General features: G+C 70.4%; 13 protein-coding genes. 6 read left to right on the top strand and 7 right to left on the bottom strand.

What is annotated here, in order from left to right; translation table 11 throughout:
• Positions 1–89: 89 nt before the first annotated feature.
• On the bottom strand, positions 90–1,463 hold the full coding sequence (locus tag ABZV78_RS04920) for a GH1 family beta-glucosidase (RefSeq protein ID WP_355635448.1): 1,374 nt from the start codon (positions 1,461–1,463) through the stop codon (positions 90–92).
• Positions 1,464–2,311: 848 nt separating this feature from the next.
• Between ABZV78_RS04920 and ABZV78_RS04915 the strand changes: the two genes are divergently transcribed.
• Complete coding sequence (locus ABZV78_RS04915; protein ID WP_355635447.1) at positions 2,312–5,209, top strand: glycoside hydrolase family 48 protein; 2,898 nt, start codon at positions 2,312–2,314, stop codon at positions 5,207–5,209.
• A gap of 287 nt (positions 5,210–5,496) precedes the next feature.
• Here the strand turns inward: ABZV78_RS04915 and ABZV78_RS04910 are convergent, their stop codons facing one another.
• Positions 5,497–6,180, bottom strand: a complete 684-nt coding sequence (locus ABZV78_RS04910; RefSeq protein ID WP_355635446.1) for a DUF3159 domain-containing protein — start codon at positions 6,178–6,180, stop codon at positions 5,497–5,499.
• Between the two features lie 90 nt (positions 6,181–6,270).
• Between ABZV78_RS04910 and ABZV78_RS04905 the strand changes: the two genes are divergently transcribed.
• Positions 6,271–7,152: a phosphatase PAP2 family protein gene (locus tag ABZV78_RS04905; RefSeq protein ID WP_355635445.1), complete on the top strand. Its 882-nt coding sequence runs from the start codon at positions 6,271–6,273 to the stop codon at positions 7,150–7,152.
• A gap of 34 nt (positions 7,153–7,186) precedes the next feature.
• Here ABZV78_RS04905 and ABZV78_RS04900 read toward each other — a convergent pair whose 3' ends face one another.
• Positions 7,187–7,639, bottom strand: coding sequence for a YbhB/YbcL family Raf kinase inhibitor-like protein (locus ABZV78_RS04900; RefSeq protein ID WP_355635444.1), 453 nt, complete (start codon positions 7,637–7,639; stop codon positions 7,187–7,189).
• Positions 7,640–7,748: 109 nt separating this feature from the next.
• Here ABZV78_RS04900 and ABZV78_RS04895 point away from each other — a divergent pair, with 109 nt between their 5' ends.
• Complete coding sequence (locus ABZV78_RS04895) at positions 7,749–8,420, top strand: maleylpyruvate isomerase N-terminal domain-containing protein (protein WP_355635443.1); 672 nt, start codon at positions 7,749–7,751, stop codon at positions 8,418–8,420.
• 10 nt (positions 8,421–8,430) lie between these two features.
• On the opposite strand, the gene ABZV78_RS04890 is transcribed toward ABZV78_RS04895, so the two are convergent.
• Complete coding sequence (locus ABZV78_RS04890; protein ID WP_355635442.1) at positions 8,431–9,282, bottom strand: DUF1028 domain-containing protein; 852 nt, start codon at positions 9,280–9,282, stop codon at positions 8,431–8,433.
• Positions 9,283–9,335: 53 nt separating this feature from the next.
• Entirely contained in the window at positions 9,336–10,568 is a 1,233-nt protein-coding gene (locus ABZV78_RS04885) for a low temperature requirement protein A (protein ID WP_355635441.1), read from the bottom strand.
• A gap of 200 nt (positions 10,569–10,768) precedes the next feature.
• On the opposite strand from ABZV78_RS04885, the gene ABZV78_RS04880 reads away from it, so the two are divergent.
• Both ABZV78_RS04880 and ABZV78_RS04875 read left to right on the top strand, forming a co-directional pair.
• Positions 10,769–11,749 carry an LLM class F420-dependent oxidoreductase gene (locus ABZV78_RS04880; RefSeq protein WP_355635453.1) on the top strand — a complete coding sequence of 327 codons (981 nt, stop codon included), beginning with the start codon at positions 10,769–10,771 and terminating at the stop codon, positions 11,747–11,749.
• A gap of 1 nt (position 11,750) precedes the next feature.
• The gene (locus tag ABZV78_RS04875) at positions 11,751–12,557 is read left to right on the top strand and encodes an SDR family oxidoreductase (protein ID WP_355635440.1); all 807 of its coding nucleotides are present in this window, start codon (positions 11,751–11,753) and stop codon (positions 12,555–12,557) included.
• Between the two features lie 976 nt (positions 12,558–13,533).
• Here ABZV78_RS04875 and ABZV78_RS04870 read toward each other — a convergent pair.
• Complete coding sequence (locus tag ABZV78_RS04870) at positions 13,534–13,719, bottom strand: hypothetical protein (RefSeq protein WP_355635439.1); 186 nt, start codon at positions 13,717–13,719, stop codon at positions 13,534–13,536.
• A 398-nt stretch (positions 13,720–14,117) separates the two neighbouring features.
• Between ABZV78_RS04870 and ABZV78_RS04865 the strand changes: the two genes are divergently transcribed.
• Positions 14,118–17,627 carry an NACHT domain-containing protein gene (locus ABZV78_RS04865; protein ID WP_355635438.1) on the top strand — a complete coding sequence of 1,170 codons (3,510 nt, stop codon included), beginning with the start codon at positions 14,118–14,120 and terminating at the stop codon, positions 17,625–17,627.
• 395 nt (positions 17,628–18,022) lie between these two features.
• Here ABZV78_RS04865 and ABZV78_RS04860 read toward each other — a convergent pair whose 3' ends face one another.
• Complete coding sequence (locus ABZV78_RS04860; RefSeq protein WP_355635437.1) at positions 18,023–21,235, bottom strand: hypothetical protein; 3,213 nt, start codon at positions 21,233–21,235, stop codon at positions 18,023–18,025.
• Between the last annotated feature and the right edge of the window lie 859 nt (positions 21,236–22,094).

The following is a 22,094-nucleotide window of genomic DNA, read 5'->3' as shown; positions in this document are numbered from 1 at the left end:
GATCCACTGCGCCAAGTTCGGCTCGATCGAGCGGTTCATCGGCGTGCTCACCGAGCACTACGCGGGCGACGCCGGCCGGGCCGGCCCGCTCACAGCCCGTTGCGGCGGATCACGTCGCGGTACCAGTGGGCGCTGCGCTTGAGCACCCGGCGCTGGGTCGGGTAGTCCACGTAGACCAGGCCCCAGCGCTGCTCGTACCCCTCGGCCCACTCGAAGTTGTCCAGCAGCGACCAGACGTGGTAGCTCTCCAGCGGCACCCCGTCCCGGATGGCCCGGTGGGCGGCCGCGAAGTGGTCGCGGAGGAAGTCGATCCGGGCGGTGTCCTCGACGGTGCCGTCCGCGGCGAGCGTGTCCGGGCAGGGCAGGCCGTTCTCGGTGATGGTGAGCGGCACCCGGCCGTAGTCCCGGGTGACCCGGGTCAGGATGTCGTACATCCCCTCGGGGTAGATCTGCTGCCACTCCGCCTCGGAGGTCGGCCACCTGCGGACCGTGTCGCCCTGGCCGGTGACGTAGATCGGCGTGTAGTACTGCACCGCCAGCAGGTCGACCGGGCTGGAGATGATCTCCAGGTCGCCGTCCCGCACGCCGCGGGCCATCCGGCTCTCCGGGCCCAGGTCGGCCAGCACGTCCTCCGGGTACGCGCCCTTGAAGATCGAGTCCAGGTAGAGCCGGTTCTCGTAGCCGTCGTACAGCCGGGTCGCGGCGGCCGCCTCGGCGGTCTCGTCGGCGGGGTAGCAGGGGTGCAGGTTGAGCGCCGGGCCGATCCGCCCCTCGACGCCGGCGGCACGCAGCGCGCGGACGGCGAGGCCGTGGGCCAGCTGGAGGTGGTGGGCGACCAGGTACGCCGCCGCCGGGTCCTGCCGGCCGGGCGCGTGGTGTCCCCAGAGGTAGCCGTTCTGCACCACGGTCTTCGGCTCGTTCACGGTCAGCCAGACCGGCACCTGGTCGCCGAGGGCGCGGAACACCACGTCGGCGTAGTCGGTGAAGCGCTCGGCGGTGTCCCGGTTCTCCCAGCCGCCGGCGTCCTGGAGGGCCTGGGGCAGGTCCCAGTGGAAGAGCGTGGCCATCGGCGCGATGCCCCGCTCGTGCAGCCCGTCCACCAGCCGGCGGTAGAAGTCCAGCCCGCGTTGGTTGGGCCGGCCGGACCCGTCGGCCTGGACGCGCGGCCAGGAGATGGAGAACCGGTAGCTGCGCAGCCCGAGGCCGCGCATCAGGTCGAGATCCTGCGCGTACCGGTGGTAGTGGTCGGCCGCCACGTCGCCGGTGTCGCCGTTGCGGGTGCGGCCCGGGGTGTGGCTGAAGGTGTCCCAGACGGACTCGCCCCGCCCGTCCTCCTTGGCCGCTCCCTCGATCTGGTAGGCCGAGGTGGCCGCGCCCCAGCCGAAGCCGGCCGGGAACCGCAACGTCCCGTCGGGGTCGGCGCCGTCGGGACCGGGTGTGCGCCGTGTGGTGAGTAGCGACATGCGTTCTCCTCGGAGTGACTGGCCACCCGGGGCCGGGAGCGCTCCCAGCATAGGCGAGGTGCGGCCGGCCGCGTCCCGAGGGCGGCTGCGGCAGGGGCGGGGCTGGCCGCCGGGCGGCCGGAGGTGCGGGTGGGCGGGGTGTTCGCTCGGGGGCAGGGCGAGCGGCGGAGGGTGGGGCGGATAGCGAAGAAGGCCGTCCGGGCGGCGCGTCGCGCCTGTCCCGTCGGCCTCTTTTGCCGTCGACAGCGGGGGTTTAGTGTGGGGACGGGGGAGGGCAACCCCCGTCCCCACCTGTGATGCACACACGCACGGGATGGAATTGGCGTCCGATCGTGCGTGTCGCGCGGGAGCCGGGCCACGCGAGTGGCTCTGGTTCCACCTCCCTCCATGTCGGTGGGTGATGGCTGACGGCGGCGTCCGGGCTGGCCCGCCGTCAGCCGCTGGGGCTGGCGCGCCGGGCACATGGGCTTCCCGGCGATCTTGTACTTGCATCTCCGTCGATGGAAGCGCTCCCATCGGCGATGCTTGCGACTGTAACGCCCGTCACCGGTTTGTGAAAGCCCCTGAACGAGATCGAAACATGTACCTTGCTGTCTGCCCTGGCCGTTGTGGTGGGAGCGCTTCCATGGCACACTCTCAACCGCGACGCGGAGCCAGCTCGCGCGAGTGAGGGCCGTCGAGGGCACCCGGTAGCACCGGTGCGGCGTCCCGATCCCCGGCACGGCCGGGTCGACCACCTTCCCGGGCGCCTCCGTCCCCCCGCGTACGCCGCGTCGACGCGTGGAGGCGTCCTGCCGGGGCCCCAGCGTCCCGGCCCGGTCCGAGGAGACACCGCGCACATGAGACTCATGGCCAGACGTCGCCGGACGGCGATGCTCGCTGCCACCGCCCTCGCCATCGGCGGGGTGGCCCTGCCGGCGGGCGCCGCGCAGGCCGCCCCGGCCTGCGACGTGACCTATGTGACCAGTGACTGGAACAACGGCTTCACCGCCAACGTCACCATCAAGAACCTGGGCGACGCCCTGAACAGCTGGTCGCTCAAGTTCGCCTTCCCGAACAGCGGCCAGAAGCTGGTTCAGGGCTGGTCGGCCAGATGGAGCCAGTCCGGCAGCGAGGTGACCGCCACCAACGAGTCGTGGAACGGCAGCCTGCCCACCGGCGCCTCCACCACCATCGGCTTCAACGGCGCCCACACCGGCAGCAACCCGAAGCCGACCGCATTCACCCTCAACGGGGTCGCCTGCAACGGCGCCCCCACCAACCAGCAGCCCACCGTCTCCCTCGGCCTGCCGAGCGGCCCGTTCGAGGCGCCGGCCGACGTGCCGCTGACGGCCACCGCCGCCGACCCGGACGGCACCATCACCAAGGTCGAGTTCTACCGCAACGGCCTGCTGGTCAACACCGACACCACCGCCCCGTACGGCTACACCCTGGAGGACCTGCCCGCCGGCAGCTACACCGTCCAGGCCAAGGCGTACGACAACGCGAACGCCAGCGCCGTCGCCGAGAAGTCCTTCACGGTCAACCCCGCCTCCGGCCCCGTGCTGGTGGCCACCCCGTCGGCGGTGAGCGTCAACGAGGGCGCCACCTCGCCGGTGAAGTTCACCCTCAGCGCCGCACCGACCGCCAACGTCCCGGTGACCCTCGCCGTCGCCGGCGACAGTGACGTGACCGTGTCGCCCTCGACGCTGACCCTGACCCCGAGCAACTGGAACACCGGGGTCACCGCCACCGTCGCGGCCGGGGAGGACGCCGACACCGTCGGTGGCACCGCCACGATCACGGCTTCGGCCACCGGCTTCGCCCCGATCGCGGTCACCGCCACGGAGATCGACAACGACACACCGGGCGGGGACAACGCGTACATCACGAAGTTCCTCGACCAGTACGGCAAGATCAAGAACTCGGGCTACTTCAGCCCCGAGGGCGTGCCGTACCACTCGGTCGAGACGCTCATCGTCGAGGCGCCCGACCACGGCCACGAGACCACCTCGGAGGCGTTCAGCTTCTGGCTCTGGCTGGAGGCCCAGTACGGCCGGGTCACCCAGAACTGGGCCCCGTTCAACAACGCCTGGACGGTGATGGAGAAGTACATCATTCCGTCCCACGCCGACCAGCCCACCGCCGGTGCCCCCGGCACCCCCCAGTACGCCGCCGAGCACAACCTGCCCAGTCAGTACCCCTCGGCCCTGGAGCCGAACGTCCCGGTCGGCCAGGACCCGCTCCGCTCGGAACTCCAGTCCACGTACGGCACCGGCGACATCTACGGCATGCACTGGCTGCTGGACGTCGACAACACCTACGGCTACGGCCGCTGCGGCGACGGCACCACCCGCCCGGCCTACATCAACACCTTCCAGCGGGGCACCCAGGAGTCGGTCTGGGAGACCGTGCCGCAGCCGTCCTGCGACACCTTCAAGCACGGCGGCCAGTACGGCTACCTCGACCTGTTCGTCAAGGAGTCGGCCGCCCCGGCCAAGCAGTGGAAGTACACCAACGCCCCGGACGCCGACGCGCGTGCCGTGCAGGCCGCGTACTGGGCGTTGACCTGGGCCAGGGCGCAGGGCCGGGAGGCTGACGTCGCCGCCACCGTGGCGAAGGCCGCCAGGATGGGTGACTACCTGCGCTACGCGATGTTCGACAAGTACTTCAAGAAGATCGGCAACTGCGTCGGGGCGTCCACCTGCCCGGCCGGCAGCGGCCGCGACTCGGCGCACTACCTGCTCTCCTGGTACTACGCCTGGGGCGGCGCCTACGACACCGCCCAGAACTGGTCGTGGCGGATCGGCTCCAGCCACAACCACTTCGGCTACCAGAACCCGTTCGCGGCCTGGGCGCTGACCAACGTCAACGAACTCAAGCCCAAGTCGCCGACCGCGGTCGCCGACTGGCAGAAGAGCCTCGACCGGCAGCTCGAGTTCTACACCTGGCTGCAGTCCGCCGAGGGCGGCATCGCCGGCGGCGCCACCAACAGCTGGGACGGCAGCTACGCCCAGCCGCCGGCCGGCACCGCCACCTTCTACGGCATGTACTACGACGTCGACCCGGTCTACAACGACCCGCCGTCCAACCAGTGGTTCGGCATGCAGGCCTGGTCGATGCAGCGGATCGCCGAGCTGTACCTGCAGACCGGCAACGCCAAGGCCAAGGCGCTGCTGGACAAGTGGGTGCCGTGGGCCGTCGCCAACACCACGCTGGGCGCCAACTGGTCGATCCCCTCGGACATGAAGTGGACCGGCCAGCCCGCCAACTGGAACCCGACCAGCCCGCAGCCGAACACCAACCTGCACGTCGAGGTGACCGTGAAGGGCCAGGACGTCGGCGTCGCCGCCGCCTACGCCCGGACCCTCATCGCCTACGCGGCCAGGTCCGGCGACGCGGCGGCCAAGAACACCGCCAAGGGCCTGCTGGACGCCCTGTCCGCCGCCGCCGACACCAAGGGCGTCTCGATGCCGGAGAAGCGCGGCGACTACAAGCGCTTCGACGACGTCTACAACGCCGCCGACGGCCAGGGCCTCTACGTCCCCTCCGGCTGGACCGGAAAGATGCCCAACGGCGACGCCATCGCCGCGGGCAAGAGCTTCCTGGACATCCGCTCGTTCTACAAGAACGACCCGGACTGGCCGAAGGTGCAGGCGTACCTCAACGGCGGCGCCGAGCCGGTCTTCAACTACCACCGGTTCTGGGCCCAGGCGGACGTCGCCATGGCGTACGCCGACTACGGCACCTACTTCCCGGCCGGGTGAGGTGACCACTCCTCCGCGGGCGGGCCCGCCCGTCCGCGGAGGAGGCCGATCCGGGCCGAAGGGGGAATGGAGCGGTCCGGTCGGCGGGCGGCCTGACTCCCACGGACAGGCCGGGTGGGCCGGCCGTCCGGCCGACGCAGCGGACGGACCGGCCCACCGAACCGCCCGGAGATGAACTTGCCGCGAAAAAGCCCGGGAAAATCGGCGCTCCACGGGATCACACGCGAGCCGCGGACGGAGTAACGTATTTCACCGGAGAGGCCGCTCCCCCCGTGGCGGCCTCTCTTTTATTTTGCCGGCGCGCCGTCCCGATCGGACAGCACGAGCGGGTGCCGCAACCCCGGATGCCCCGCCGGCAGCGACCGCCGGATCACCAGCCAGCTCACCGCCAGCGCCGCCGCGACCAGTGGCCAGGTCAGCGCCACCCGGGCCACCACGAGCGCGACCACCTGCCCGCCGAGCCACAGCGGCACGAACACCGCCAGCCGCAGCAGGTAGGTCGCCACCCACACCCAGCTGGCCCGCGCGTACGCCCGCAGCAGTGTCGGGTCGCGTCGCCACCGGGCACGCTGGCCGAGCGCCGCGCCGACCACGACGCCGAGCAGCGGCCAGCGCACCACGATGCTCACCGTCCAGGCCAGCCCGCTGGCCGCGTTCGAGGCCAGCTGCACCAGGAAGAAGTCGGTCGCCCGCCCGGTCCGCAGCGCGATCAGCGCGGCCACGCAGACGGCGAGCAGCCCAATCAGCACCGAGCGCGGCCGGTCCCCACGCCGCAACCGCCAGCCCGCCACCGCCGCCCCGGCCAGCACAGCGGCGACCACCCCGCCCCACAGCCCGGCGATCAGCCAGCCGACGGCGAACGCCACCGGCGGCACCGTCGCGTCGACCGCGCCCTGCCGGCCACCGAGCAGGTCGGCCAGCGATTCCGGCCGCTCCCCGGACCGCCGTTCCCGCCCCGGTGTGCTGGTCACGCGCCACCTCCTCCGTCGCGTCCTCAACGTACGCCGACGGCCGCGGTGCTCCGACGAGCGCCGGGGCCGGCCGACCGTTAAGTTGTCCGGGTGCGTGAGACGGCAAGGGGTTGGACGGCGGTCTGGTTGGCCGTGCTGGCACTGGCTCAGGCGGCGGCGTTGCTGGTGGTGTGGCGCTTCGCCGTGCACACCCAGCTCGGCCAGTGGCTGGACACCGTCGCGCTGACCGGCAACCGGATCGGCCAGGACCGCATCGACGGCCCGGTGAATCGCATCCTCAACGCCATGTCGGTGGTGTCGCTGCTGGTGGCCACCGCCTTCATCGGTTTCATCGCGCTGATCCGCGGCCGCAAGGCGCTCGCCGTCACCGCCACCCTGCTCATCGCCGGCGCCAACGTCAGCACCCAACTGCTCAAGCGCTATCTGGAGCGCCCCGACTTCGGCATCGACCCGGAACGGGCCGCGGCCGGCAACAGCCTGCCCAGCGGGCACACCGCCGTGGCCGCCTCCGTGGCGGTCGCGCTGATCCTGGTGCTGCCCCCGAAGTTGCGAGTGGCCGGCGCGTTCCTCGGCGCCGGCTACGCGGCCGCCGCCGGGGTGGCCACCCTCTCCGCCGGCTGGCACCGGCCCAGCGACGCCGTCGCCGCGTTCCTCGTGGTCGGCGCCTGGGCCGCGGTCGCCGGGCTGGTGCTCCTGTTCTTCCAACGGGAACGGGCCGTGGTCTCCCCGGCCGACGCGCACCGGGTGGCCGCCGCCGTGCTCGCCGGCGCCGGCGCCGTCGCCCTGATCGGCTCCGCGCTCGCCCTCTCCTGGCTGGTCGACCGTTCCACCATCCCCGTCGAGGAACTCACCCGCCGTCCGCTCTTCATCGGGTACGCGGGCAGCGCGGCCGGCATCGTCGGCACAATGGCCGTGGTGGCCGCGCTGGTCCTCGCGGTGGTGCACCGCCTCGTGCCCCGCTGGAAGGGCTGACCGGCCGGGATCCCCGGCCGGTCCCCGGAGCGGGTCAGCGGTAGTAGGTGCCGACCGTGGTGCCGCTGGCGATCTCCCGGCCCTTGAGCGCGCGGTGCACGTCGGCGGCTTGCGGCGCGCCGGACAGGTCCAGCGGGCGGTTGAGCGCGTAGAGGCGGAAGAAGTAGCGGTGCGCCTCCTCGCCCCGCGGCGGCAGCGGCCCGCTCCAGCCGGTCTCGCCGAAGCTGTTCGGCCACTCCTGGCCGCCCGGCGGCACCCCGCCCTCGGGCACCTCGCCGGTCTCCGGGTTGATCCCGGTGACCAGCCAGTGCAGGAACGGTTCCTTGCCCGCATCCGGGTCCTCGACGAGCAGCACCAGCTCCTCGGTGGAGTCCGGCACGTCCGACCACTGCAACGGCGGTGACAGGTTGTCGCCGTCCTTGGCGAACCGCCCGGGCAGCAGGTCGTGGTCGGTGAACGCGGTGCTGCGCAGCATGATGCCGGCCATTCGGCGCCCCCTCTCCTCGTCCACCGGCGCGTACCCGGCAGGTGGGCGACGAAACGGCGGTGGCAGGCTGGCCCGGACGGGGACGGACCGGACGGGGGAGGACGGAATCATGGACACGGTACGCGCGGCGTTCCGCGACGAGTGCGCACGGCTGGACGAGGTCCTGCGCGGCCTCGACCCGGCGGACCTGGACCGGCCCACGCCCTGCCCGCCCTGGGCCGTGCGGGACCTGCTGGCGCACGTGCGCACCGGCGCTGGGCGGCTCGCCGGCATGCTCGCCGCGCCCGCCCCCGAGCGCGCCGAGGTGGACGCGGCCGGCTACTTCGGGGCGGCCAAGTTCGCGCCGGAGGTCGACCGGGACCGGATCGACGGCGCCCGGCGCGAGGCGCGGGAGCTGCCCGGCGTACCCGAGGTGGCGGAGGGCTTCGCGCGGGCCTGGCGGGCGGCCGACGCGGCGGTGGCCGCCCAGCCGCCGGGGCGCCTGGTCCGCACCCGGCACGGCGACGCGATGGCGCTGACGGAGTTCCTGCGTACCCGGGTGGTGGAGGTTGCGGTGCACGGCCTGGACCTGGCCGACGCGCTGGACCGGCGCCCCTGGCTGACCCCCACCGCGGGGGCGGTGGTCGCCGACCTGCTCGCCGGAGGCCGGCCGGTGCCCGACGAGCTCGGCTGGGACGCGCTGACCCTGGTGCGGAAGGCCACCGGCCGGGTGGCGGTGACCGACGCGGAGCGGGCGGTGCTGGACCGGACCGGCTTCCGCTGGCTCTCCTTCGCCGGCTGAGCGGCGGCGGTCAGCCGGCGGTCGCCGGCGCGGTGACGCGGCGAAGGTGGTCCAGGACGACCGGGTCGATCCGGCCGGGGACGATGCGCTCCTCGAGGTTCTCCACGCCGGCCCAGGCGTCGAGCGCCTCCTCGAGCCCGGCGGCGCCGACCGGGTGGCCGGCGGCGGCCAGCAGCGCCGCCACCTCGTCGGCGACCGGGCCGGTGAGGTCGAGGAGAGTGGCCGGGTCGGGCTTGCCGAAGAGCAGCGTGTGGATGTCGAGCAGGCGGCTCAGCTCGCCGACCGGGTCGCGGTGGTCGTCGACCCGCAGGTCGACCAGCTCGTCGCCGGTGCCGGCGTAGCCGCCGTGGCGCTGGACGACGAACAGGGCGGCGCTCTGCCGGCCCCGCCGGTCGCCGCCGGCCCGGTCGCCGGCGGCGAGGGCGGCCAGCAGCCGCTGTGGGAAGGGCAGGTCGGCCCCGCCGAGCCAGGCGTCCCGGAGCGCGTCGACGACCTCGGGGCCGGCCAGGATGTTGCCCTGTGCCGCCCAGCCGTCGCCCGACCGGCCGCCGGCCCACGGGTGGCAGCGCGGGCCGGTCCAGGCGGCGCCGTCGCCGGTCGCGCCGACCACGCCGAGCTGGCGGTCGTCGCGGCCCGGGTCGGCGGCGATGAGGCCGGCCACCACGTCCGCCGCGGGGACGCCGGTGCGCAGCATCGCCAGCCCCTGCGACCGGTACGCCAGGTTGGCGTGGGCCTGGCTGGCGAGCGCGCCGACCTCCGCCTCGGCGGCCGGGACCAGCGCCCCGGCGGCGAGGAACTTGCTGGCCACGGCGACGCCGTGCAGGAGGCCGTCGGCGGAGCGGGCGACGATCGAGAAGGTCACCCGCGGATGGTAGCGCCGGGGTTGGGGCGCCGGCGGCCCCCGACCGGGCGCGGTCAGAACGGCGGGGCGGCGTCCTCCGGCGGGCGGCCCCAGGCGCGGCGGGCGTCGGCCACCGCCACCCCGAGCAGCACCAGCGGGGCGGCGATCGCCGCCACCAGCGGCGTGGCGACCGCCGCGGTCAACGGCACCACGGGCTTGAGCAGCGGCATGAGCAGCACCAGGACGAGGACGGCCACCCAGCGCGACGGGGACACCCGGCCGAACACCTCGTGCTCGAAGCGGGCCCGGCCGAGCAGGAAGACCGCCGGACCGCCGAGGATCATGGCGACCCAGCCAGCCTGGTTGTGGCCGGTCGGGTGCTCGTTGACCAGCTCGTAGCCGATCGCGGTGGCCACCACGCCGACCACCATGACGAGGTGGGTGTCGGCGGCGGAGCGGCCGATGGTGGCCGGGTGCGCGGCCCGGGTCACCGCCTCGCCCAGGATCCGCCCGGCCCGCTGCACGTAGATCCGCCAGAACAGCACCGAGGTGAGCAGCGCGGCGGCGAAGGCGACGGTGCGGGCGGCGCCGCTCGGGGTCCGGCTGTACGCCAGCCCGGCGATGAGGATCGTCTCGCCGAGCGCGACGAGGAAGATCTGCTGGTAGCGCTCGGCCAGGTGTTCCCCGTGAATGTCCCACCGGGAGACGGTCGACCGGCCCAGGCCGGGCACCGGCCAGCCGAACCGGGACGCCAGGTACTCCAGCAGGAGCGCGAGCGCCCAGAGCGTCACCCGTGAGTCGGTGGGCAGCACCGCGCCGGCCAGCCAGAGCACCCCGGTCGCGCTGAAGGTGATGAGCATGCGCAGCTTCAGCCGGCGGTACTGGCTCCGGCGCAGCACCATCAGCAGGATCGCGGGCCGGCTCACCTGCACCACCACGTACGCGGTCGCGAAGGCCACCCCGGTGCTGCTGAAGGCACGGGATACCGCGACAGCCATCACCATGCTGCCCACCAGCGCGATGAGCACTATCGTCTGGAGCCAGATGTGGTACGGGTCGTAGCGGCTGGTGGTCCAGGCGGTGCCCTGCCAGACGGCCCAGAGCGCGAGGAGCAGCAGCAGCGTCTTGCCGCCCCCGGTGACCGCCGACCAGGCGGTCGTCCCCTCTTCGAGCGCCAGGTCCTCGAAGGCGCGGGCGGAGATCCGGGTCAGCGCGAAGACGAACACCAGGTCGAAGAAAAGCTCCACGAACGTCGCCCGGTTCGGGCCCTCTGTGGGGCGGAGCGCGGCCGGTTCGGAAGTCTTCACCGCGGCCTCCCGCCCTCGGACCACCCCACCTGGCAGTCGTAGCACTCTTCTCCGGCGTAGCGCTGCCGATCGGGCAGATCGCCCCTGCGGCAACCCCAGCTCGGCGTCTCGCACCGCGCCGCGACCTGGAGCCGCCGGCCGGGATCTTGCTCCGGGCGGCGGCGACCGGGCACGATCGACAGGTGACGAATCGATGGGGCATGACGGTGCCGCTTTCCGGCATCACGCTCGCCGACCACGCCGCGGTCTACGCGGCGCTCGACCGGGCCGGCTTCACCGACGTCTGGTCGTCCGAGGTCGCCGGGACCGACGCGTTCACCCCGCTGGCGCTCGCCGCCGCCTGGCAACCGCGGCTGCGGCTGGGCACCGCGATCGCCCCGGTCTTCACCCGGGGGCCTGGGCTGCTCGCGATGAGCGCCGCGGCCCTCGCCGAGGCCGCGCCGGGCCGCTTCGCGCTGGGCATCGGAGCCTCCTCGCCGGTGCTCGTCCGGGACTGGAACGCGGTGCGCTTCGAGGAGCCGTTCCGGCGGACCCGGGACGTGCTGCGCTTCCTGCGGGCCGCGCTGCGCGGCGAGACCGTCGACGAGGTGTACGACACCTTCACGGTCCGGCGGTTCACCCTGGAACGCCCGCCGGCCGTGCCGCCGCCGGTGCTGCTGGCCGCGCTGCGCCCCGGCATGCTGCGGCTCGCCGCCGCCGAGGCCGACGGGGTGATCCTCAACTGGCTGGCCGCCGACGACGTGCCGACCGCCGTGGCCGAGCTGGGCGAGCGCCGCCCCGGCTTCGAGGTCGCCGCCCGGATCTTCGTCTGCCCGACCGAGGACGCCGCGTACGCCCGGGCGCTGGGCCGCCGGCTGATCACCGGCTACCTCACCGTGCCGGCGTACGCGGCCTTCCACCGGTGGCTGGGGCGGCAGGAGAGCCTCGGTCCGATGTGGGAGGCGTGGGCGGCCGGGGACCGGCGGGGCGCCTCGGCGGCGGTGCCGGACGAGGTGGTCGACGCGCTGATCCTGCACGGCTCGCCCGAGGAGTGCGCCGCCCGGGCCCGCCGGTACGCGGACAACGGCGTGGACGTGCCGGCGCTGGCGCTGCTGCCCACCCCGGAGCTGACCGCCGGCGGCGCGGCGGCCTGGGCGGGGCTGATCCCGCGGCTCGGCGGGACCGGTGGGGAGGCGGGCTGAGATGAATCTGACCGACCGGGTGGCCGTGATCACCGGCGGGGCGGGCGGGATCGGGGCCGCGCTCGGCCGCCGGTTCGCCGCCGAGGGCGCCGCCGCCGTCGTCCTGGCCGACCTGGACGTCGAGGCGGCGCGCGCGGTGGCCGAGGGCATCGGCCCGGTGGCGCACGGCGTCGGGCTCGACGTCACCGACGAGGCGCAGGTACGGGCGCTGGTCGACGAGACCGAGCGCCGGTACGGCCGGATCGACCTGTTCTGCGCCAACGCCGGGGTGGCCACCGGCGGGGGAGTGGAGGCGCCCGACGCCGACTGGGACCGCGCCTGGCGGGTCAACGTGCTGGGGCACGTGCACAGCGCCCGGGCCGCGCTGCCGGCGATGCTCCGCCGCGGCCAGGGCTACCTGCTCTTCACCTGCTCGGCGGCGGGCGTGCTCACCGCGGTGGGCGACGCCCCGTACACCGCGACGAAGCACGCGGCGGTCGGCCTCGCCGAGTGGCTCGCCATCACCTACCGGGACGCCGGCGTCCGGGTCAGCGCGCTCTGCCCGCAGGGCGTCGACACCCCGATGCTCGCCGGCGGCCTCGCCGCCGGGCACCTGGGCGCCCGGGTGATCGCCGCCTCCGGGGCTGTGCTCACGCCCGACCAGGTCGCCGACGCCACCATCGCCGGGCTGGCCGAGGAGCGGTTCCTCATCCTGCCGCACCCTGAGGTCGCCGGCTACGCCCGCCGCCGCGCCGAGGACCCCGACGGCTGGCAGGCCGGCCTGCGCAAACTCGTCCGCAAGCTGCGCGCCGCCGGGTCGGCCACCTGAGCGGCCACGGCGCCTGATCACTGCACGTGGAACCGATCGTCCACGGCGAGGGCCCCAGCTGCGGCACGGTGAACGGCAGTTCCTCCAGCCCGTGCCGGGGGCTGCCGAAGGTCGGGGTCTGCGCGACGAAGGTGACCACCCCGTCGGGGTGCCGGCTGCCGGTCAACTATGAGCCGTCAGCGCCGACGGGGCTGCAGATGCTCCCCCGTTAAGAGATGCTTGGTGGCAGGGCGAGGAGTAGGCGTTGGCCTCGGTAGATGACGTCGGATAGGCACCGCTTCCTGCCGCTGAGGGCTTCCAGACCGCCGTCGCCCCCAGCCCACGGCGTGCGGACGAGGTCTCCCGCAGAGCTGGCGACAAGGGATTCGTCCATGGTGATGCGGTGCAGAGTAGCGCTGAGGTTCCGCTTGCCCGTTCAGCCGATCCGGTGCCGCGGGTGCGGTTGATGGCCAGACGGGTGACGGCGCACGAGGACCGTGAGCGCCCCGCTGCGGACTCCTTGGGGATATCGGGTGCCGCACCGGTGGAGCCAGGACTCGGACCCTAAGCCGCGTTGAGCAGAGGGATCCAATGAACCCCTGCCAGTCGGCGCTCCGACCCTGATCCAGGCGCTCACCCCCTCTCGACGTTCGACGCTGCTTGCGGCCGTCCTTTCGGGCTGAAGATGCGCTAATTGATCTTGGTCGCCGCGCGACCCTGTTGGCCCTTAGCCTCCGTTCCCTGGGGGCATGTAGCGGGCGCGGTGACCGAGAGTCCGTAGCATTCGCCTCCATTAGTGACCATAGGGAAGTGACCTTGGCAAAGTGGCTCTCGCTCATCGGGGGCGTGCTGGAACTCGCGGCCGCCGCTATCGCAACGCTCTCTGGGTGGCTCGGCTACAGGAAAGCCGAGCCCGCGTGGTCGTTCTCCGCGAATCCTTCGAGCGCTACAAGGCGCAGCAGGCGGAGGTGTGGATGAGAGGACGGCCGCTATGGAGCTAGCGGACTATCGACGCCAGCGTGGCGTCGAGCCGGACATGGTCATGGACGACCTCCAGTTCGTTCGTACTTTGATCACGTACGCCGTGAGCCGCGCCGCCGCTCTGAGCGCCGGCTTGACCGCCTTCTTTTTGGTCGCCGGCATCATCCTTAGCACCCTGGGCAACCTGGTTGGCGCTGGTCACCGGCCTCCAAGTGAGAGCGGACGGTAGTCGGGCAACTGGCAGCCCCGCGGCTACGGCGCTCCGGCCTGTCTCGACGTACTGCGACCGTGGCGTTGCCCAAGGCGTTGAGACTCGTCATGCCACCACGCCCGCAAAATCAGGATGGCATCGCACGTTGCCGATGCACCTCCTCGTCCGGGGTGGCCTCCCGCTTGGTGGATCACCGATGACCCCCGCAGTCATCGCACTCGATCGGACTGGCTGATCGCCCGTCGACCGACACCGCCCTCGTGCTGCATCATTGCGCCATGCCGACCAGAGTTGCAGGCCGGGGCCCGCGCGGGGGTGCCGAGAACGAGCTAGGTGGCGACTTCCGCGCGGACTATGCCGCCTACGTCGCCGCTCACGGTCTCCGCGGGATGAGCATCAAGGTGAGCGGGGATGAGCGAACGCATGGGTTGCCGTGTGTGATCCGGGCGGAGGTCGACGAGGCGGTGGACGACCTCGAGGTCACCTTCACCGATGGACGGCGGGTCCTACTTCAGCTGAAGAAGTCGTTGAAGCTGACCACGGCGAACGGTAGTCCGTTGCGCAAGGTGATCGATCAGTGGGTGGAGCAGGTCACGGCGGATCCTGGTGGTCGCACCCCGTTTGTGGCGCTTGCGGCGACCGCTGATGACGAAATCGAGCATCTGGCCGGTGCCCTGGACCGCAGGCGGGATTGTCACGCGGGCCTACCTTCCCCGAGCGAATACAAGGCACTAGCCAAGCTGACCGACGCCTTGTCGCAGGTGACGCCCGAAGTTCGGGATGCAGTGCTCGCCCGCGCGTCAGTCGCGACCTTTCCATGGCATGCTCGGCGGGGCGGTCCGCCGGTCGCTGCCGCTCTCTTGGACGGCAACGTGGTGGCAGCCGGGCAGGGCGAGGCCGCCGCCTCGGAGTTGGCAAAGGCTCATCGCCGATCCGCATCGCTTCGCACGGGGCTGGACCTCGACCAGTGGATTGACCGTCTCGGCCGCCCGCCGTTCGACCTAGTCAGTGATTCAACCGCGAGCGCGTCGGCGCGCAGGGTCGCGGAGCGAGCCGCGATCGACCGGTACTACCAGCGCATCGGAGGTTCCAGCGGGGTCGATCTACTCGCCTTCGGCGCGGACCTGCCGCTGATCGACGCCTCCGTCTGTTGCGATGTCCGGCCCTCCGACGGAGATAGCGACCGGGTGGATCTCGACATCTTCTTCCGGCGCTACGGGCGGGTCCTGCTGCTCGGTGCCCCGGGATCGGGGAAATCCACGGCCTTGCGAGAGATCGTGCGGCAGGAGGCGGAACGCCGGTGGACCCTGCCCGTCCTGGTGGACCTCCGGTCCCTGCTTCGCTCCGGCGATCCGGGCAGTTCCTATTTGCCAGATCTCGTCGCCGAGCGACACCCAGTCAAGCAACTCGCGGGGATCGCCGCCGAGATGGTTGAACCGGCGGATCGTGGACTGTTGATAGAGGCAATCCACCGGGCAGCCGACGAGGGCTGGTTGCTGCTGTGTCTGGATTCGCTTGACGAGACGCGCGAACACCGGCGTGAGGTTGTCCGCTGGGTCCGTCGCCTCCTGACTGAACTGCACCCTGACTGCGATGTACTGCTGGCGACTCGGACCAGTGCCTATGCCTCCGCGGCTGTGCTCGGCTGGCGGGAAGCGACCATGCTGCCCCCGGTCTGGCCACGGGCGATCAGCGAACCGATCGTTCGGGCGATCGCGCGCCGCACCGGCCGCGACGGCGCGTGGATTGGCGACCGCCTGCGGGAGGTCGACGGCCGCATACGGGAGACGCCCTACCTGGGGGATACGCCGCTGCTTGTCACGGCTCTAGCGCTCGAGACGGCTGGGCACGGGAAGTCGGCGAAACATGCTGGAGCGGCTGCGCTGATGGACGCGGTGATCCGCCGGGTGGCGCACGACTGGGAGCGTCGGACCGGCCGCCGGGGGGTCGGGATGCCGGCGCTGCCCTCCAGCCAAATCGAGGAGGCGCTCATCGACGCCTTGGCCATAGTCGGCTGGGAGAGCGTCACGAGGGCGTCTCCACCATCGGAGAGAAGCGTCGCCCACCTGCTCGCGGGTCGGTTCCAAACCGAACACGGCCTAGTGCCGGGGGTGGCGCGCGCCCTCTCCGGCGGCTGCCTTGACTTCTGGGACGAAGCTGGTGTGCTCGTCCGGGACGACAACGGTGGAATCGATCCGCGGGCCCGCAACGTCATTGAGGTATCTGCCGCCCGTCATCTCGCCGAGTCGCCCGAGCCCGTGCGCCGTGATCTGCTGCTCCAGGCCGCAGTTGATCCGTCGATGACGCAGATTCTGTCTTTAGCAGTCTCGCTCGAACCGGACCTGCTTATCCCACTTGCTGACGTGGCCGACCGAAACGACGACGTTGACCTGCTGCTAGCCTTGGCCCGCGGCATTCCCACTCGAGAGGACGCACCGGAGCGAGCCACCACGGCCCTCATAGCGAAGTTGGGGGGGAAGACGACCGCACACGAGGAACGCGCGATGGACATCGTCGAAGCAGTCGCGCGTGTTCCCTCCCCTCCAGGGTCTCGCGAGCAGATACGGATACTTGTGCGGCGAGTGGTGCCGCCCGAACACTTGTCCACCTGGGAGGCGCTGCTGGCGCACCGGTGGAACGAGCCACACGCGTTCACCGCGTGCCTCTCGGTGGCAATGTCTGTACCCCCCGTCGATGACTCTGATCAGCCGTACGTCAACGAGGAAGGGGTTCTCGACCTCGGCACAACCAGTCCGCACAAGGTCGCCTTCTCTGAGGTCGTCCTCGGAGCAGCAGTCCGCCTTGCGACCGGGAATCCCGATATCGCTGAGCGCATCGAAGAAGTCGCCTACCACCGCTGCTCTCATACCACTTTCGAGAAAATCCAAGCCGTGTTGGTTGAACAGGGATACGTTCCCAGTAAACGCGGCTCGCGGTACGCCATGAAAGGCATGGAAGACCGGGCCGGACGCAGTCGTACCGCCCGCCAATGGCTACTTCAGCGGGCACAGGAGTTGGGAACCCAGCGTAGCCTGAGGCCAGTGGAGCGGCGCCGGTTGGGCAACCTTGGGATGCTCGTCAGCGGCCTTGCCTTTATGACACTGGAGGCTGGAGCGCTAGAGAGAGCGATCGCCGCGGATCCGGCCAATCTCTCACGGATGATGGCGTTCGTCGTCCAGTGCGGTGGTATCGACAAAGACGCGCTCTCCTCCGAAGCCACTGCGCGATTGGCGGAGCCTGCGATAACACAGGACCTTCGCATCGGGCTCGATCACGACCTGCCTTCCTGCCGGTTGACACGTTGGGAAAGGACCGACGTCCCGGCAACAATCGACTGGCTAGGCACTTTGTTCGAGACAAGCTATCTGCTCGCGCGACAATCACAGCTTGCCCTTGCGCAGGCCCCCGCCGAACATAGGCACCAAGCGAGCCGCCATGCCGAAATGGCAGCAGCGGACACGACAGTACCCACCCGAAATCGTTTCCTCGCAGCTCACCTCGCGCTCTTTCTTGACCGAGACACGCTCGTGCGGCGGTGGCGGCACGCCGATAACCCCGTGCTACTCAGTGCCGTCATGGCTTGGGTCCGCAACGACCCCGAGCGACAGGCCATCCTTACGGAAGGACTAAAACACAACGACGCACTGGTCAAAAGCTGCGCAGTGGAGAACATCGTGGATGCCGATATCACCCACATGGGCATCGTACAGGCCCTACAGGAAGCATTGCGGACCGAACTTCAGGCGACCTGCCAATACTGTGGACTCGGCTACCAAGACGTCCGGCAGGGGAATTGCTCCCAATGCAAGCTAGCACTCCCCAACCCGCTACCAGCGATAAAAAAGGCGCTCGCCTCCCGTCGGGACCTAGCCGGCCGCGCCCAGCGTCAGCGGCACTGACCGCCGCCAAAGCCACCCGTGATCGAGGATCGAGTAGAGGAGCGAATCCTGCCAGACGCCGTTGGTGTGAACGTGGTGCGGTCGGCACCTTGAGCGGGCACCGGTCGGGCTGGTTGTTTTGGGGCACCGTGAGCCGAATGGGTTGCTTGGCATCCGCTTGACGGAGACATGATCGCAGCTTCTTGCGGACCGCCGCTCCGGGATAGCGGAGGGCCGGCGGGAACGCCCTGACAGGTCGGGTCAGGTTCTGTCGGTGCGCGGGCTTGTTGACAGACGCGCGCATCGGTCTGACAGATGTCGCAGGTCGTGGTTCTGTCACGCGGCCTCCCTCTGTGACAGATCCGGTGCCGGCGGGGTGGTCTCGGCGATCGGCGGTTGCGTGCTACTCGAGGCTTTCACTCATCGTTGGGTTCAGGGCCGGTGGCCGGCGTGACTTCCGCTGCCTGGTGATATCCGAGTTCGATCAGCCTGGTACGCAGGCGCCAGAACCCCTCAGCTACCTGCCGTCGGGCGAGGGTCCGGAGTTTGTCCACACCAGCACGCGCGACGTAGTCCTGTTCCCACGGCTCGCCTTGGCCGAGCAGAAGCAGGAGGATCTTGGTGCTATCGCCTGACGAGGTTGCGGCCTTGCAGCGATCGGCCACCTCGATCGGCAGGTCGATGTGCCCGCCGGTGAGTTCCAGAGTCCGAACCATTTGCTCCGCCCAGACCTCATCGGAGAGACCGGTCACGAGCGCCCACCGGCCGGATGCTTGCAGCGCCTCGGCTGGAACGACGCGACGGTCAGCTTCGAGCAACGCGCGCCAGAACATGACGGCGGTCTCTAGCTCGGGGGTGCCCGGCTGACTGGACTGCACCAAGTACGCGATCTCGCTAGTGGCACTGGTCAACGCGGTGGTGTCGCCGCGGAGGCCCTCGATGATCGTGTCGCTGGAGTAGCCGTCCTCCCCATTGAGCGCGCCGACAAGCAGGCAGCCAACGGCGTTGACAGCGCCTCTTCGGGCGGCGGCGAATATCTGGCTCCGGAAGTGCCTATAGAACCACAAGGTCGGTCGGGCATACTTGAGCGTCAGGTCGAATGTCTCACGTCCGCGGTCGTCGTCGCTGAACAACGTTGGGGTGTTCTGCTCAAGCCACGCGGGCGCGACTGCCTCGAGGAACACTCGATGTTCTGCCAGAATCGCCCTGTACTGCATCCCGACACGTCCGGGCATCCGGACGAGCTCGTCGAGAAGCTTTGTGAATTCGGCCCTGATGGTCCCAGTCTGACGACGTTCCCATCCGGCGAGGGCGAGCACTGCTTGAAGTCCACGGCCTCTCGGATGGTTGATCGCATGGAACAGGGCGTCCGGGTCGCTACCCGAAATCCTAACCTCGCCTGCGTCGTCGTCTGCGTCCGGTATGCGGTCGATCAGTTCGAGGGCCCATGCCCATGCCGTCTCCAAATGCGCGGTCAGGTCTGCGCTCTTGTTGGCGAGGGCCACGAGTAGGTCCACGGCGGCGGTGTCGACGTTGTGCCAGCCGGGCTCGAAGTCGAAGTCGTCCCGCCCCAGTAGAGCGGGTTCCCATCGGGTGGTCCGCGCCAGTTCTGCTGCATTGAGGATCTGCGGCGCGCGGGGCGTGATCTCGCCAGCCACGTCGGTGAGGGCGCGAAAGTAGTGGAGCACGTAGACCGGCTCGTGAAGGGCCGTGACGACTGCGACTGGGTCTGTCGACCACCTATCGGGGTTGGCCTTCACGACAGCTTCCAGCGTTCGGGCAAGTTCCCGCGCTCCGAGCATCCTCGCCTCGCTGGCCGCGTCAGGGCGCCAGGTTGCGACCAGTTCAGCCGCTTCGATGACTGGGAGCGCAGTCAACTCGTCCTCGCTGCGGGCGGACTGGCCGGTGTGCAGCTCGAATCGTTCGCTTCTGCGGTCGAGGGCTTGCGGATCCGGCTCACCGTGCCGGGCGGCGACTTGGGCTATGGGCTCCCGCCACCCTGCAAGCAGGGATGCGGGTAGCACCATGGACCATCGCCACGCCCGAGCCCAGTCGTCTGGCAATGCAGACGCGGGATTTTCCGGCGCGGCGGAGGGCGTTCCTAGCGCGCTGCGCCAGGCGTCGAGCGCATCAGGCTCCGGATCGTCGTTGAGCACGTTGGTGACAAGGTCGCGATCGTCCCCGGTACAAGTCGAGGACGCCAAGCGCTGAGTGATGTGGTCGATCTTGTCCTGCAGGGAGACGTCGTTTGCCTCCGCCAGGATCCTGCAGGTGATCCGCTCGCCGATCGCACCGGGGATGCTCTTCGTCCAGTCGAGCAGATCCGCGGTTGGAACGCCGAGCTCACGGGCACGTGACAGCATGCGAGCGAGGTAGTGCGTGACCTTGGCGAGGTAACCGCGCTCCTCGCCCAGGTCGGCTGTCAGCCGGGCGATGTCGAGCGCGACGAACCGCATGTCGGGGTGACGCGCCAGCCGACGCACTTTGGCCGACAGCATCCGCGTGCGCTCAGCGACGTTGCCGGCGTCGAGTCCGGCTGCCAGCCGGTCGAGCACCGCACCGGCGTAGTAGTCGTCGCGGTCGACCGGCTCGCCGCTCAACATCGCATCCGCCGCCCGGAGGACCACCGGATCTGTCGGATCGGCGCGCTTGAGCACCCCGAACGTGAGCGCCCGAACGGCCCGAACGTTGGCGTGCAGCTCGACGATCCGTCCTACGACCGAATGTCCAGCCGTCCCGATCTGCGACGCCACGCGAAGCAATTCGAACCTTGCGCCCAGCCGCCGATCCTGCCGCAATACGTTGGAGTCGGCGAGCATGCGTTCAAGCAGGCCCGCCACCTCAGCTGGGGAACTCCGCCCGAGCCCTTCCAGCAGGCTAGCTGCCGGCCAGGCCGTATTGGGCTGCGGCAGTTTCAGAAGGCCCGCGTCGTACACGGCGTTGAGCCAGGCGGGGTCGGTGAGGCGTCCGAGGAACAATCTCAGGTGGTGCGGGTTCGTGGCCAGTTCCCGCAGCTTGCCAATCTGCTCTACGCCTTGCCACGGCTCAGCGGCCAGCTCGCTGATCGCAGTTACCACCGTATCCGGCGGTGTGAACATCCGGATGAACCAAGCCACTGTCCGGTCGTACAGCGCCGTCACCGCGTCCAGCGCCGACTCCGCGTGCAAGGCCGTGTTCGCGTCGTTTCGCAGTCGGTTGTACTCGCCAATCGGGTCCGCTTCCCCTTGAAGAGGATCAACGCCGGTCTTGTCGCGTAGGTAACCCAGCAGACGCGCAGCGTGGTACGAGCTTCGGTCTCGGTTCTCCGCGACGCGGCGCAGCGCATCCTCCAACGCGCTCAACGACGCGGTCATGTCCGCGTCGGGCTGGGCCACCTCCGACTGGTAACGCGCCCATGCCTCCAGGATCGCGGGTAGGCCGCCGCTGACTGGGGGACGTCCAGTGACCACGGCGTCAAGTGCTTCGCGAAGGTTGTATCCGGCGCTCTCAGCCAAACGAAGCCCACGATCGTCGTCCACCGCTTGCTTGATCAACGCGGCTGCGGTTCGCAGGCACGTGACCGCCTTCTCACCTCGCGAGGACAACTCATCAACGATTCGGTCGACTACCTCAGGCGGCAGCTCAGGCATACCCTGCTCGTCAGTCCGGCCCGTCGTCACATCTCTAGTCTCCACAGAACCCGGGGCGCTTCAAGGCGGGGGCCAACGCCCAAGCCGCTACTTGACAGAGAACATCCACAACGGCGGGCACAGTAGACATCGGCTGGACGGCCGCGTACCGATATCCCGACCATGACTTAGAAAAGGCGGCACTTCCGCAGCTGCGGCCGAGTGGGCAGCGGGGAGGTCGAGGCGTCTGTGCCCATCGAGCCGCGGACGGGGCGACCAGCAGGCCGGCCGAACAAGCAGCCCCCCAACGTCACGACGTGCAGATCAGCGCGTGCGCCAGGAAGAGCCCGAAGACCTCGAGTAGTCCCCGTCCACGCCGCACCGGTTAAAGATCAAGTTAGCGACTTCCGACGCCGCCATTGAAGCGGTGATCTCGCTGGTGTCCTACGACCTGCGCGTTCATCGCACAACCTCGTCCTGACGGAGCTGTACGCGGCAGCACGCAAGCCGGCGCTCAAGGCCGTCACGGAAGCCTGGATGCGGGGCAGTCGTCAGGCGCTGGAACGCCACTTCGATACCACCACCGCCCGCGAACTCGACGCTCTCATTGAAGGTTTCTGCACAGCGCGGTGCCACCGAACCCATGACGGCTGAGCAGATCCGCCACGCCATCGATCGCCACCTGCGATGATCCCAACGGCGCCCGCCGTCGTTCACACGTCCGCCTACGCGCTTGGAGATGGTCTTGTCCGCCTCGCCTCGCCTCACCTCGCCGACTCGGCAGGCGCGCCGAGCCCGTGCAGCGTCGCCGCGCTGTTCCTCACCAACGCCGCCCCTGTTCGCCAAGTCATCCCGCGCTACCCGCAGATCAAGGCCGACC

The sequence above is a fragment of the Micromonospora sp. NPDC004540 genome (genome assembly GCF_040610095.1).
Taxonomy (GTDB): Bacteria; Actinomycetota; Actinomycetes; order Mycobacteriales; family Micromonosporaceae; genus Micromonospora.
The sequence above is the reverse complement of the archived record's forward strand: the minus strand, read 5'-3'. Positions and strand labels throughout refer to the sequence as shown.